The organism is Streptomyces sp. B93, assembly GCF_018070565.1.
Taxonomy (GTDB): domain Bacteria; phylum Actinomycetota; class Actinomycetes; order Streptomycetales; family Streptomycetaceae; genus Streptomyces.
Window position 1 is genome coordinate 55,386 of sequence record NZ_JAGPXL010000002.1, and the last position, 13,791, is coordinate 69,176.

At 72.8% G+C, this 13,791-nt stretch carries 13 protein-coding genes; 10 read left to right on the top strand and 3 right to left on the bottom strand.

Annotation, left to right across the window (positions count from 1 at the left end):
* Nucleotides 1-44: 44 nt before the first annotated feature.
* From KBY47_RS02595 to KBY47_RS02610, 4 genes are read left to right on the top strand one after another with little or no spacing between them, the layout of a single operon-like run.
* Nucleotides 45-533: a toxin gene (locus tag KBY47_RS02595; RefSeq protein WP_210919209.1), complete on the top strand. Its 489-nt coding sequence runs from the start codon at nucleotides 45-47 to the stop codon at nucleotides 531-533.
* On the top strand, nucleotides 530-1,714 hold the full coding sequence (locus KBY47_RS02600; protein ID WP_210919210.1) for an MAB_1171c family putative transporter: 1,185 nt from the start codon (nucleotides 530-532) through the stop codon (nucleotides 1,712-1,714). Before KBY47_RS02595 ends, KBY47_RS02600 begins: the two co-directional genes overlap by 4 nt.
* Before the next feature lie 8 nt (nucleotides 1,715-1,722).
* Nucleotides 1,723-2,901, top strand: coding sequence for an MAB_1171c family putative transporter (locus KBY47_RS02605; RefSeq protein ID WP_210919409.1), 1,179 nt, complete (start codon nucleotides 1,723-1,725; stop codon nucleotides 2,899-2,901).
* Nucleotides 2,891-4,273 carry an NAD(P)/FAD-dependent oxidoreductase gene (locus KBY47_RS02610; protein ID WP_210919211.1) on the top strand — a complete coding sequence of 461 codons (1,383 nt, stop codon included), beginning with the start codon at nucleotides 2,891-2,893 and terminating at the stop codon, nucleotides 4,271-4,273. Before KBY47_RS02605 ends, KBY47_RS02610 begins: the two co-directional genes overlap by 11 nt.
* A 9-nt stretch (nucleotides 4,274-4,282) precedes the next feature.
* On the opposite strand, the gene KBY47_RS02615 is transcribed toward KBY47_RS02610, so the two are convergent.
* From KBY47_RS02615 to KBY47_RS02625, 3 genes are all read right to left on the bottom strand, one after another.
* The gene (locus KBY47_RS02615; RefSeq protein ID WP_210919212.1) at nucleotides 4,283-5,125 is read right to left on the bottom strand and encodes an SMP-30/gluconolactonase/LRE family protein; all 843 of its coding nucleotides are present in this window, start codon (nucleotides 5,123-5,125) and stop codon (nucleotides 4,283-4,285) included.
* Nucleotides 5,122-5,895, bottom strand: a complete 774-nt coding sequence (locus KBY47_RS02620; RefSeq protein ID WP_210919213.1) for an IclR family transcriptional regulator — start codon at nucleotides 5,893-5,895, stop codon at nucleotides 5,122-5,124. Before KBY47_RS02620 ends, KBY47_RS02615 begins: the two co-directional genes overlap by 4 nt.
* Nucleotides 5,896-6,038: 143 nt before the next feature.
* The gene (locus KBY47_RS02625) at nucleotides 6,039-6,662 is read right to left on the bottom strand and encodes a TetR family transcriptional regulator (protein WP_210919214.1); all 624 of its coding nucleotides are present in this window, start codon (nucleotides 6,660-6,662) and stop codon (nucleotides 6,039-6,041) included.
* 89 nt (nucleotides 6,663-6,751) lie between these two features.
* Between KBY47_RS02625 and KBY47_RS02630 the strand changes: the two genes are divergently transcribed.
* From KBY47_RS02630 to cysD, 6 genes are all read left to right on the top strand, one after another.
* Nucleotides 6,752-7,459 (top strand): DUF2993 domain-containing protein, encoded by a 708-nt coding sequence (locus KBY47_RS02630; RefSeq protein ID WP_210919215.1) that lies wholly within the window; start codon nucleotides 6,752-6,754, stop codon nucleotides 7,457-7,459.
* 66 nt (nucleotides 7,460-7,525) lie between these two features.
* Complete coding sequence (locus KBY47_RS02635) at nucleotides 7,526-9,763, top strand: MMPL family transporter (protein ID WP_210919216.1); 2,238 nt, start codon at nucleotides 7,526-7,528, stop codon at nucleotides 9,761-9,763.
* A gap of 281 nt (nucleotides 9,764-10,044) precedes the next feature.
* Complete coding sequence (locus tag KBY47_RS02640) at nucleotides 10,045-11,133, top strand: type III polyketide synthase (RefSeq protein WP_210919217.1); 1,089 nt, start codon at nucleotides 10,045-10,047, stop codon at nucleotides 11,131-11,133.
* Between the two features lie 59 nt (nucleotides 11,134-11,192).
* Nucleotides 11,193-12,320 (top strand): sulfotransferase, encoded by a 1,128-nt coding sequence (locus KBY47_RS02645; RefSeq protein ID WP_210919218.1) that lies wholly within the window; start codon nucleotides 11,193-11,195, stop codon nucleotides 12,318-12,320.
* Complete coding sequence (cysC, locus tag KBY47_RS02650) at nucleotides 12,317-12,871, top strand: adenylyl-sulfate kinase (RefSeq protein ID WP_210919219.1); 555 nt, start codon at nucleotides 12,317-12,319, stop codon at nucleotides 12,869-12,871. The genes KBY47_RS02645 and cysC overlap by 4 nt, the downstream gene beginning before the upstream one ends.
* Nucleotides 12,868-13,791, top strand: coding sequence for a sulfate adenylyltransferase subunit CysD (gene cysD, locus KBY47_RS02655; protein ID WP_308405013.1), 924 nt, complete (start codon nucleotides 12,868-12,870; stop codon nucleotides 13,789-13,791). The genes cysC and cysD overlap by 4 nt, the downstream gene beginning before the upstream one ends.

The following is a 13,791-nucleotide window of genomic DNA, read 5'->3' on the forward strand; positions in this document are numbered from 1 at the left end:
AGGACCCGCGGAGCAGGGAGTGAAGGGTGCGTACGAGGAAGGAGATGCGTCGCCTCGCTGACGCCCTCATCGACCCCATACGGGTGCCGGTGCCGGCCGACCCCGAGGTGCTGTTCGAGGCGCTCGTCGCCTCCGTCAGCGCCTGGCGGGGGCGCTCGGTGACCGTTCACCGGCGGGCCTTCCCGCCGCACACCGCGAGCGGGCTGTGGCTGGAGCGCGAGGCCCACGACGACGTCATCATCGACGAGCGGGCCGCGGTGTGGCACCAGATCGTCATCTTCTGCCACGAGGTGTGGCACATGCACCGACGGCTCGCCGACGCACCCGCCGACCCGGCCCGGCGCCAACTGGTGGCTGCCCGGACCGACTTCAGCCTGGCCGAGGAGCAGGAGGCGGACCGCTTCGGCATGCTGATGGGGCGTCGGCTGCGGAGCTGGCTGGACGCCTCCTCCGACTGCACGGACGACGACGACAACCAGGACCTCGCCGGACGCATCGGGGCCGCCCTCAACTACCGCGGGACCCGGAGATGAGCGGCCTGATCAACTACGCCAGCTGCACCGTGCTCTGGCTCGCCCTGCTGCTCAAGGCGCCCGACCTGGTCCGGCACCGCGGCGACCCGTACCTGCGGACGATCTGCGCCGTGCTGGGCCTGGCCGGGATGTGCTTCTTCCTCGGGGCGCCCCCCACGGTCGGCGCCGTCAACGCCCTCGGCGGCATCCCCAACCTGGCCGCGCCGCTCACCTACGCGGCCATCACCGCGTACTGCGCCGCCTCCCAGGTACTCATCGTCTACTGGCGCGGCGGCCCCCGGGTGCACCGCACCGCCCGCCGCTGGATCCTCGCCTACGCCGGTGTCGTCGCCGGTGTCGCGATCACGTTCGCGCTCGGCGACGCGCCCGTGGAACGCCGCACCGACCTGGACACCTACTACGCGACCACCCCGTTCATCGCCGAGATGATCGTGCTCTACCTGGTCGCCCACCTCACCGCGGTCAGCGTCACCACGGTCTCGGCGCTGCGCTGGGCCCGCCATGTGACCGGCTGGCTGCGGGCCGGGCTGATCGTCCTCGGCGTCGGTTCGCTGTGCAACTCCGGCTACAGCGTGAGCAAGCTCGTCGCCGTGGTCGCCCGCTGGTGCGGCTACGACTGGTCGGCGCTCGGCACCACCGTCGCACCCGCGGCGGCGGGGCTCGGCGCCCTGGTCACCGTCACCGGTGTCATGCTCCCGCTCACCGCGCCCCGCATCGCCGAATGCCGACGCGCCCGGCGCACGTACGCGCGTCTGGCGCCCCTGGAACGCGCTCTGGACGACCTCCTCACCCGCCGCTCGCTGCGCCTGCCCCGGCCCCGGTTCGCGGCCCCCGGCACCCTGCTGATGTGGCGTCAGACCAGCATCCACAACGCGCTCAGCCACCTCGACGTCTACTTCGACCGGTCCCTGTACGACCGCACCCTGGGCGCCGCGCTGGACGCCACCGGCTCCCCGGAGCGCGCCCGCGCCACCGCCTGGGCCGCGGTCATCGTCGCCGCCGCCCGGGAGGACGCCCGCCGGGACCCGACCGCCCTGCCGCCGCTCGACCGGACCGAGCGGCTGCCGGAGCCGCTGCCCGGACCGGCCGACCTGACCCGCATCGCCGACGCCCTGGCCGACGCCGCCCTCATCGCGTCCGCGCCCGTCCCGACCGGCACCACCACGACGGGCAGCACATGAACCAGACCATGAGTTACGTCGTCTACCTCGCGGCCGCCGTGCTCGCCCTGGCGGGCATCCTGCTGTTCCGCCGCCCCCGCAACCCCCTGACCCTGTCCACCTGCGTGGCCATCGCCCTCGGCGCGCTCGTCTTCATCTGCTCCGCCCCCCTGACCCTGGCCGCCGTCAACGACCTCACGGGCATCCCGAACTTCGGCGCGCCGCTGACGTACGGCATGCTCACCGCGTACAGCTGTGCGCTGCTCATCCTGCTGATCAACTGGCGGGGCGGGCCGCGCGAACGGGTACGGCTGATGGTGCTGCGCAGCATGGCCGCCTACGGGCTGCTGGTGATCGCCATCGTGCTGCTGTTCGCCCTCGGCGACGCGGACACCGAACGGCTCCGCGACCTCGACACCTACTACGCCAACACGCCGTTCGTGCGGGAGATGATCCTGCTCTACCTGCTCGGGCACAGCGCGGCGACCCTCACCATGGCCGCGGTGTGCGTCAAGTGGGCGCGTGAGGTCGGCGGGCTGCTGCGGCTCGGGCTGTGGCTGATCGTCGGCGGCGCGATGGTCGACGTGACCGGCTTCCAGCTGACCAAGTACACGGCGGTCGTCGCCCGGTGGACCGGCCATGACCTCGACGGCCTGTCCACCACCGTCGCCCCGCCGATGGCCTCGCTCGCCGCGCTGCTCTGCTCGGCCGGGTTCGTGCTGCCCCGGCTGCTGCCGTCCCTCGCCGCGCACTGGCGCGGGCTCAGCGACCACCGCCGGCTGGCCCCGCTGTGGTCCCTGGTCCGGCATGTCTCCACCTCCCCCAAGCCGCCGACGTCCTGGTGGGACCTGCCGCAGACCCGGCTGCACTGGCGGGAGGTGTCCATCCACGACGCGCTGCTCGCCCTGGCCCCCTACTTCGACGACCAGGTCCGGGTCCGGGCCGAGGACGCCGCCCTGCGCTCGGGCCACTCCCCCCACGAGGCGCGGGTCGCCGCCGAGGCGGCCATGCTCACCGACGCCGCGCGCCGGGCCGCCGCCCGTCAGACGCCCCTCGACAAGCCCAGCACGTACCGTCTCCACGCCACCCAGGTCTCCGGCACGAGCGGACTGGTGGAGCTGGCCCGGGCCCTGCACCGCTCACCCACCGCCATACGTGAAAATACGGTGAACGCCGCGCCGGAATCCGAGGAGCCCCATGTCGCGTAGAGCTGTCGTCATCGGTGCGGGCCTGGCGGGCCTGCTGGCCGCGGCGGCCCTGTCCACCGCCGTGGACGAAGTGGTCGTGCTGGACCGCGACGACCTGCCGGAGGGGCCGGAGCACCGCAAGGGGCTGCCCCAGGGCCGCCATGCGCACCTCCTCATGGCCGGGGGGCTCGCCGCCATCGAGGAGCTGGTGCCGGGCGTCAGCGTGCGGGAGCGGCTCCTCGACGCCGGGGCGCACGAGATCTCCCTCAGCTCCGGCATGGTCGCCCTCACCCCGGAGGGCTGGCTGCACCGCTGGCGCCGCGAGGGACCCAGCATGATCACGTGCAGCCGGGCACTGCTGGACTGGGTGGTGCGGGACGCGGTCACCGGCAGCACCCGCGCCGAGGTCCGCAGGGCCGCCGTGACCGAACTGGTGGGCGACGCGGGGCGGGTGCGCGGCGTACGCCTCGACGGGGACACGGAGCTGGCCGCCGATCTCGTCGTCGACGCCGGCGGGCGCGGCTCACGCGTCACGACCTGGCTGGCCGGGCTCGGAGTGACCGGCATCCGGGAGCGCACCGTCGACTCCGGCCTGGTCAACGCCACCCGTGTGTACCGGGTCCCGGACGGCGCGGCCCGCTTCCCGCTGACGATCGTCCACGCGAACCCGTATGTGTCGCGGCCCGGCCGCAGCGGCATGGTGCTGCCCATCGAGGGCGACCGCTGGATGGTCAGTCTCGCCGGAACCCGCGGCGGCGAACCGCCCGCCGACCCCGAGGGGTTCCTCCGGTACACGCTCGACCTGCCCGACCCGATAGTCGGGCGGCTGATCTCCGGGGCGGAACCGCTCACCGGCATCCACATCAGCCGCTCCACCAGCAACGTCCGCCGCTATCTGGAGAAGGCGCCGCGCTGGCCGGAGGGTCTGGTGGTGCTCGGGGACGCGCTGGCCACCTTCAACCCGGCCTACGGGCAGGGCATGTCCGTCGCCGCGATGGGCGCGCGGGTGCTCGCCGCCGAGGTGCGGCGCGACGGCGTCACCGCGGCCGGGCTCGCGCGGCGGGTGCAGCGCGGGGTGGGGCGGTCGGTGGACGCGGCCTGGTCCATGGCGGTCAGTCAGGACGTGCTGTACCCCGGGGTACGGGGCGGGCGCCCGGGGGCCGGGGACCGCCTCGTCACCGCGTACACGCGCCGCATGATGAAGGCGGCGACCGGGTCCTACGCAGCGGCGTCCGCCGTCTGGGACGTCACCAGCATGCGCACCGGTCCCAAGCGGCTGTTCAGCCCCGGCGCGCTGCTCGCCGCCCTCGCGGGGTCACCGTTGCCGCCGCCCGCGGGGGCGCCGTTGACGCCGGGTGAGCGGAAGGTCCTGGCGGCGCTGGACCGCACCTGACCCGACCGGTCAGCCCGCGAACGCGGGCTGCGGCAGCCCCTTGCCCGCCCCCGGCACCACCAGCAGCGAGCCCGCCGGCGGGGGCGGGGACGGCAGGCCCACGCGGGCCGTGGTGATGTAGAGGTCCGTCAGGCCGGGGCCGCCGAAGGCGCAGGCGGTGACGCGGGGGACGGGCAGGGGCAGGACGCGGTCCAGGGTGCCGGAGGGGGTGTAGCGGCGGACCGCGGCGCCGTCCCACAGGGCGACCCAGACGCAGCCGTCCGCGTCGACCGTCAGGCCGTCGGGGAAGCCCGCGCCCTCCTCGATCTCGGCGAGCGGGCGGCGGCCGGTCACCCGGCCGTCCTCGTGGTCGAAGACGTCGATGCGGCGGGTCGGGGTGTCGATGTAGTACATCAGGCGGCCGTCGGGGCTCCAGCCGGTGCCGTTGCTCACCGTCACGTCGTCGAGGACCGGCGTCACCGAGCCGTCCCCCGTGAAGCGGCTCAGGGTGCCGCCGCCCGGTGCCTCGTCGTAGCGCATGGTGCCCGCCCACAGCGAACCGTCCGGTGCCACGGCGGCGTCGTTGGCGCGGCGGCCGGGGACGGGCTCGTGGTGCAGCCAGCGGAAGCCGTCGTCGGGGTCCAGCAGGCCCACGCCGTCCCGCAGGTTGAGGACGAGTCCGCCGCCCGCGCGCGGCTTGACCGCGCCGACGTGCTGTTCGGTGCGGCGTACCGTGCGGGCGCCGGTCGACGGGTCGTAGCCGTACACGCGGGAGGAGAGGATGTCGATCCAGAGCAGGCGGCCCGCCGCCGCGTCCCAGGTCGGGCCCTCGCCCAGCTGTGCCTGTGCCGGTACCGCCACGTCGTAGGTCATGCCGCACTCCGGTGTCCGAGTCGTTCCGACAGGTCCTCGGCGCCCTTCACGGCGAGCTGTTCCAGCTCGGCGCGGCGCTCGTCGCTCCAGCGGATCATAGGGACGGAGATGGAGAGCGCGGCGACGACCCGGCCGGTGCGGTCACGGACGGGCGCGGCGACGCAGGAGACGTCCGGGTTGGACTCCCGGCTCTCCACGGCGATGCCCCGCTCCCTGATCTCGGTCAGGGCCTCGCGCAGGGCGGCGGGGTCGGTGATGCTGTTCGGGGTCATCGCGGCGAGCTGGGCGCTGTCCGGGATGCGGGAGGTGAGTTCCGGCTCGGGGAGCGAGGCCAGCAGCATCTTGCCGACGGAGGTGCAGTGCGCGGGGAGCCTGCGGCCCGCGGCGGAGACCATGCGGACCGCGTGGGTGGAGTCCACCTTGGCGATGTAGATGACGTCGGTGCCCTCCAGGATCGCCACGTGCACCGTCTCGTCGCAGGTCTCGGCGACGGTGCGGGCGACCTGCTGGCCCTCGGCGGCGAGGTCGAGCTGTTCGGCGTAGCGGCTGCCGAGCTGGTAGGGGCGTACGCCGAGCCGGTAGCGTCCGGGCTGGCCGGGGACCGGGACGATGTACGAGCGTGCGGCGAGCGTGGTGACCAGCTCGTGCACGGTGGTGCGCGGCAGCTGTAGCTTGCGCACTATGTCGGGGGCGGAGAGCGTGCCGTCCCCGTCGAGGAACAGCTCAAGGATGTCGAGAGCCCGGGTCACGGCGGGTACGAGGCGTCCCACGACCGGCCCCCCTTCTGTCGGAGAGAACGTGTGACCGCACCGTCGAATGTTCGACACGTCGATTCGTTCGATATTTCAACAGGCGGTCGGAATCGCGAACACAGGCTACTCATGGAGTCTTTGCCGGGGCAATGGCCCTGCGCTCACTCCTGCCGCAGATACCGGAAGGCCGCCCGCAGCAGCTCCGGCGCCGAGGGCGGTGTCCGCTCCTCCTCCGGCAGCGCCGCGTAGGCGAACAGCGCGGAGCGCATGGCGCCGACCGCCGCCCGCGCCAGCACCGCCGCCCGCAGCGCCACGGCGCCCGGCTCCCCGTGCGCCGCCAGCCGTTCCTCCAGCGCCCCGGCGAGGCCCTCCTCGAACTGGGTGAGCACCGGCAGGAACTGCCGCACCGGCTGACCGGGGAACCGCTGCGGGGGCCCGCTGAACATCAGACCGAGACCGCGGTCGGCGATGAGGTCGAGGGCGGCGCCCAGTACGGCGTCGTAGGGGCCCTCCCCGGCGGGGCGGGCGACGACCAGGGACCGCATGACGGGGATCAGGTCCAGCACCTCGTCGAGGACGAGGTCCTCCTTGGAGGGGAAGTAGCGGAAGAAGGTCCGCTCGGTGACCCCGGCGGCGGCCGCGATGTCGCGCACGGTGGTGTGGGTGTAGCCGCGCTCCTCGAACATGCGGTGGGCGGCTTCCTGGAGCGCCTTGCGGGTCGCCGCCTTGTGCGCCTCGCGCCGCCCCCGCGACTGGCGCGCTCCCTGCGACTCGACGGTTGCCATGCGAGGAGTATCGCAGGCCGAAAAGCGACGGGAAAGAATCTGTCAGTCATGACACTTTGATTATGCTGTCAGTCATGACACTTTTGCGGATGAGGCGTGTGTCCCGCCGAGGGCGCCTGGTGGCCCTCGGGGTGATCGGCGCGGTGCTGGTCACCGGGGGCGTCGCGGAGGCCGTGGCACGGCACAGCGCGGCCGACCGGTTCGCCGACCGGATGGAACGCCGCCTGCACACCGGCGTCGACATCGGCTTCGGACCCACGCCGGTGATGCTCCAGTTGGCCCGCGGCAGCTTCCCCCGGGTGGAGGTTTCCGGTCAGGACGCGACGTTCCGGCGGTTCACCGGGGTCGATGTGGAGGCGGAACTGGACGACGTGGTCCGCACGGGCGACGGGCTGTCGGTGCGCGACTCGCGGGTGACCGCCGAACTCCCCCACGACGCCCTGACGGCCGCGCTCGGCACGGTGACGGACGGCGCGATGGGCGGGGCGGCGGCCGTCACCACCGACCCGGCCACCGGGGAGCTGGTGGTGGTCGCCGGTCCGGCGGGACGGATCACGATCGGGTTCCGGCCGGTCCTCCGGCAGGACGAGGAGTCGATCCGGTTCGAGCGCACGCAGGTCCGCATCGGCGACCGCGTCGTCCCGCCCGCCCTCGCCGACCAGCTGCTCCAGGACGCCGCCCCGCAGGAGGTCGACCTCTCCGGGCTCCCGCTCGGCCTGGAACCGGACCGGCTCACCGTCACCTCGACCGGCCTGCGCCTGGACCTGACGGGCGGCCGGACGACCGTAAGAGCCTGACCGGACGCCCGTAAAGCCTGACCCCGACTGACCTCTTCCTGCACCACCGCACCAAGGAGCACTCCCGTGGCGACATGGCTCTACCGGCTCGGCATCGGCGCCCACCGCCGACGGCGGCTCGTCCTGGCGGCCTGGCTGGCCGTGCTGGCGGCGGCCGTCGCGTGCCTCGCCGTGCTGGGCGGCAAGCTCGACAACGAGTTCACCATCCCGGGGTCGGAGTCCCAGCAGGCGCAGGACACCATGACCGGGGACTTCCCGGCCGCCGCCGGGACCAGCGCGCAGATCGTGTTCACCGCGCCCGAGGGACGGACCGTCACCGACCAGCGGTCCGCCGCCGCCATCCAGCGCACCCTCGCCGCCGCGCAGGACGCCCCCGAGGTGGCCGCGGTGATCCCGCCCGACAAGGCGGGCACCGTCACCGAGGACGGCCGCACCGCGCTCGCGCAGGTCAACTACGACGTCGACCGGGCCGCCCTGGACGACGGCACCCTGGACGCCCTGGAGGACACCACCGCGGCGGCCGAGGAGGCGGGTCTGGAGGTCTCCGTCGGCGGTCAGGCGTACGGCAACGGGGTGCTGACCCCGACCGTACTCGAACTGCTCGGCGTGGCCGTCGCGTTGGGCGTGCTGGTGATCACCTTCGGCTCGCTGCTGGCGGCCGGGATGCCGCTGCTGACCGCCTTCGTCGGGATCGGTACGGCCCTCACCGGGCTGCTGGCGGTGTCCTCGGGGGTGACGGTGTCGTCGACCGCGCTGAGCCTGGCCTTGATGCTGGGGCTGGCGGTCGGCATCGACTACGCCCTGTTCGTGCTCTCCCGGCACCGCAACCAGCTCGCCCGGGGAATGTCGCCCGAGGAGTCGACGGGGCGTGCGGTGGGCACGGCGGGCGGCGCGGTCGTGTTCGCCGGGACGACGGTCGTGATCGCGCTGGTGGGGCTGACCGTGGTCGGCATCCCGTTCCTCACGGTGATGGGGCTGAGCGCGGCGGTGACCGTGCTGATCGCCGTACTCGTCGCGATCACGCTGCTGCCCGCGCTGTTCGGCTTCGCGGGCGACCGGCTCATCCCGCGCCCCGGATCACGGGCGGCGCGGCGCGCGGCGCGGGAGGACGACACGGAGGGCGAGGAGGGCAGTGGGTCCGCTCCCGTGATGGGCAAGCGCTGGGCCCGGTTCGTCACCCGGCGTCCCCTGCTCGTCCTCCTGGGCACCGTCGCCGCCCTGGTGACGCTGGCGGTTCCGGCCGCCGATCTGCGCCTCGCGCTGCCCGACAACGGCTCGGCGGCGCACGGCACTTCACAGCGGGAGACGTACGACACCGTCGAGACGGCGTTCGGGCCCGGCTTCAACGGGCCGCTGCTGGTGCTGGCGGAGGCGGACACGAACGGGGAGGCCGGGCAGCGGCAGGCGGGGGCGGTGGCGCAGCGGTTGCGGCAGTTGCCGGACGTGGTGCGGGTGTCGCCGCCGCAGTACGCGGCGCAGTCGGGCCGGGCGGTGATCCAGGTGGTGCCGGACGGCGGTCCGCAGGACGAGGCGACGCGGGACCTGGTCGACGCGATCCGGGGGGACGCGGCGGCGATCCAGCGGGAGACCGGGGCCACGGTCTCGGTCACCGGCACCACGGCGATCGGGATCGACGTGTCCGACCGGCTGCGGGAGTCGCTGGTGCCGTTCGCCGCCGTGGTCGTCGGGCTCTGTCTGGTGCTGTTGCTGCTGGTGTTCCGTTCGCTGGTGGTGCCGGTGAAGGCGACGGTGGGCTTCCTGCTGTCGGTGGGGGCGTCGTTCGGCGCGGTGGTGGCGGTGTTCCAGTGGGGCTGGCTGGCCGACGCGCTGGGGGTGGCCAGGACCGGGCCGGTGGTCAGTTTCCTGCCGATCGTGCTGATGGCGGTGCTCTTCGGGCTGGCGATGGACTACGAGGTGTTCCTGGTGTCCGGGATGCGTGAGGAGTGGGTGCACGGCGGCAAGGCACGGGAGGCGGTGGTCGAGGGGGCCGGACACGCCTCGCGGGTGGTGACGGCGGCGGCGCTGATCATGTTCTTCGTCTTCGCCAGCTTCGTGACGTCGGAGGACGCGATCGTCAAACCCATCGCGTTCTCGCTGGCGTTCGGGGTGCTGGTGGACGCCTTCGTGGTCCGGATGACGCTGGTGCCCGCGGTGCTGGCCATGGTGGGGCGCGGCGCGTGGTGGCTGCCGCGGACCCTGGAGCGGGCGCTGCCCGACCTCGATGTCGAGGGTGCCCGTCTGGAAACACCACGGCAAAAAGTCGACCCACCCGTGGCTGAATTCACCAAGTTGACCAAGCGCTAATTCCAGACACCCACAAAGACCCGACCGGCTCATCTTCCGGGGTTACCCGGAGGATGAGCCGACTTTTTTTCGTCGCTAATGTTACCGGCGGGGAAATTAACCGTGGAATATTTGATTCCGGCTGGCGGGCTGTGTTTGACTGACGACACGGAGCACATACGGCAGTCACTTGCCGCGCCCGTTCTGCCTGCGCAAAGACGCTCGGGCTTTCCTCCCCATGCACGATTCCCCATTCCACCCTCAACGGGCCGTTTCACGCTGCCCTAAGCGAAGGAATCAGCATGCAACTCGAAGAAAAGCTCGCTCCCGTCCGGCATGGCCTGCGCGCCGCAGCGCGCCCCGTCATCACCGGTTCCTCGCATTCCTTTCCCGGCACCCGCTCCAGCCAGGAAGAACTCTGGCAGGACTTTTTCCTGGAGCACTACGACGGTTATCCGCTGGCCCGCCGGATATTTGAGAATTCCGGCATCAGCGCCCGCTCCACGGCCGTGGACCCGCGCAACGAACGCGCCGTGTCCGACTGGAGCACCGGGCAGCGCATGGAGCGCTACATAGAGGAGGCCGTCCCGCTCGGCCTGCGCACCGTCACCGACGCCCTGGACTCGGCCGGGCTCGCCCCGCAGGACGTGGGCCTGCTCGCGGTCGCCTCCTGCACCGGCTACACCACCCCGGGCCTGGACTTACGGCTCGCCGACGAGCTGGGCATGAGCAGCAGGGTCCAGCGGCTGTTCATCGGTCACATGGGCTGCTACGCCGCGGTGCCCTCGCTCGGCGCGGTCTCCGACTTCGTCGCCTCGCGCGGGCGGCCCGCCGTGCTGCTCTGCCTGGAGCTGACCTCGCTGCACGTCCAGCCGCCCACCCGGGACATGGAGCAGATCGTGGCGCACGCGCTGTTCGCCGACGCGGCCGCCGCCGTCGTCCTGGAGCCGGACGCGGGCAGCGGCTACGAGGTCCTCGACGTGGTCGCCGTCACCGACCACAGCACCGCCGACCTGATGAGCTGGCAGATCACCGACCTCGGCTTCAAGATGGGCCTGTCGCCGAAGGTCCCGGACGTGCTCGCGCAGCACGTCGGTGAGGTGGTCCGCGACCAGCTCCTCGCCCCGCACGGGCTCACCCCCGAGGAGGTCACCGGCTGGGCGGTGCACCCCGGCGGCAAGCGCATCCTGGAGGTCGTCGGTGAGCGCCTGGCGCTGCCCGACGGCGCCCTGGACGCCTCCTACGAAGTCCTCGACGAGTGCGGCAACTGCTCCTCGCCGACCGTGCTGATGGTCCTCCAGAAGCTGCCCGACAACGACGGCCCGGTCGTCGCGATGGCCTTCGGACCCGGCCTCACCCTCTACGCGGCCCTGCTGCGGCGTTCCTCCTGACCCTCCCCACGGATCAGCGCAGCCCGATTCCACGGACGCACGGAAGGAACGGCTCCACCATGCCCAACCCCATCGAAGCGCCCCCCGGCCAGGTCTTCGTCACCGGCACCGGCCGCTGCGGCTCCACCCTCGTCTCCGAACTGCTGCGGGACCACCCACAGGTGCTCAGCCTGTCGGAACTGTTCAACCACCTCACCGACATGTACCGGATATCCGCGCGGGTCTTCCCCGAAGGGACCGTCACCGCCCGGGAGTTCTGGGGCATCCTGTCGTCCCGCAACGCCGTCAACCGGCTGCTGACCGCGCACGGCATCGCGCCGAAGGAGATCCTCTACCGGCCCACCGCGCCCGGCGCCAGGTTCAGCGCCGAGGACGGCATCCCCGCCCTGCTGCTGACCACGCTCCCCCACCTCACCGACACCCCCGACGCGCTCTACGACGAGATCGAGGCAGCCGTCGCCTCCTTCCCGGACGCGCCCGTCGCCGACCACTACGCGCTGCTGTTCTCCTGGCTGTGCGCCCGCTTCGGCAAGACGCTGTGGGCCGAGCGCAGCGGCGGCTCGCTGATCCTCGCCGGTCAGTTCCGGGAGCACTTCCCCGACGCCCGCTACCTGCACATCGTGCGCGACGGACGGGACTGCGCGCTGTCCATGAGCCGCCACACCGGCTTCCGGATGGCCGCCGTCGTCATGGCGCTGCACCTCACCCTGGGCCGCGACCCGTACGCCGAGCAGCCGTCCGGAGAGCCGGCGAAGGAGAGCGAACTGGGCTTCGTACCGGAGGAGTTGCTGCCCTTCCTGCCGGACCGGTTCGACGCGGCGGCGGTGCGTGACTACCGCGTCCCGGTGTCGCTGTTCGGCACCTACTGGGCGGACGAGATGCAGCGCGGCACCCAGGCGCTGTCGCTGCTGCCGCCCGAGAACGTGCTGCACGTGTGGTACGAGGACCTGCTCGCCGCCCCCGAGGAGACCCTGCACCGCATCGGCGAGTTCCTCGGCGCGGACTTCGTCGACGCGGAGTGGGAGAAGCGGGCCGCGGCCCGGGTCGGGCAGCCCTCGTCGTCCTGGCGCGACCTGCCCGACCCCGAGCGGGAGGAGCTGGAGCGGGCGTGCGCGCCCGGCTTCGGCACGCTCGCCGCGCACGGCGTGGTCCCGATGGCGGGCACGGCGGCGAGGAGCGGCACATGAGCGCGCGCACCCCGACGACCCGGGGCGGCACGGTCTGGCTGACCGGGCTGCCCAGCTCCGGCAAGACGACCCTCGCCCAGGCCCTGGCCAGCCGTCTCACCCGGGAGGGCCACCGCGTCGAGGTCCTCGACGGCGACGAGATCCGCACCTTCCTCAGCGCCGGGCTCGGCTTCACCCGGGAGGACCGCGACACCAACGTGCAGCGCATCGGCCTGGTCGCCGAGGTGCTGGCCCGCAACGGCATCCTGGTGCTGGTGCCGGTCATCGCGCCGTACGAGGACAGCCGGGAGGCGGTCCGCAAACGGCACGAGGCCAGCGGCACCCCCTATCTGGAGATCCATGTCGCCACGCCGCTCCAGGTGTGCGCGGTCCGCGATGTGAAGGGCCTGTACGCGCAGGCCCGCGCCGGGCGGCTGTCCGGGCTGACCGGCGTCGACGACCCGTACGAGCCGCCGCGCGCCCCGGACGCCCGGATCGAGACCCAGCTGCACTCGGTGCCGGAGTCGGTGGCGGCCCTGCACACGCTGATGGCCCAGAGGGGGCTGCTGTGACCGTCGTCGACACCCGGCCGGTGACCGGGCGCCTCGGGCACACCGAGGTGCTGGAGTCCGAGTCGGCGTACATCTTCCGTGAGGTGGCGGGCGAGTTCGAGAAGCCGGTGCTGCTGTTCTCCGGCGGCAAGGACTCGGTGGTGATGCTGCACCTGGCGCTGAAGGCGTTCGCGCCCGCGCCGCTGCCGTTCGCGCTGCTGCACGTGGACACCGGGCACAACTTCCCCGAGGTGCTCGCCTACCGGGACCGGGTGGTCGCCGAGCACCAGCTCACCCTGCACGTGGCCTCGGTGCAGGACTACATCGACCGCGGGGTCTTGCGCGAACGGCCCGACGGCACCCGCAACCCCCTCCAGACGCTGCCGCTGCTGGAGGCCATCACCGGCGGCGGCTTCGACGCCGTCTTCGGCGGCGGGCGGCGCGACGAGGAGAAGGCCCGCGCCAAGGAGCGGGTGTTCTCGCTGCGCGACGAGTTCGGCACCTGGGACCCGCGCCGGCAGCGTCCCGAGCTGTGGCAGCTGTACAACGGGCGGCACCTGCCCGGCGAGCACGTCCGGGTGTTCCCGCTGTCCAACTGGACCGAGCTGGACGTGTGGCAGTACATCGCCCGCGAACGCATCGAGCTGCCGGAGATCTACTTCGCCCACGAACGGGAGGTGTTCCTGCGCTCCGGGATGTGGCTGGCGCCCGGCGGCTGGGGCGGCCCCCGCGACGGCGAACCGGTGGAGCGGCGCCGGGTGCGCTACCGCACCGTCGGCGACATGTCCTGCACCGGCGCGGTCCTCTCCGAGGCGGCCGGCGTCGAGGAGGTCATCGCCGAGATCACCGCCTCCCGGCTCACCGAGCGCGGCGCCACCCGCGCCGACGACCGGCTGTCGGAGGCGGCGATGGAGGACCGCAAGCGGGAGGGCTACTTCTGA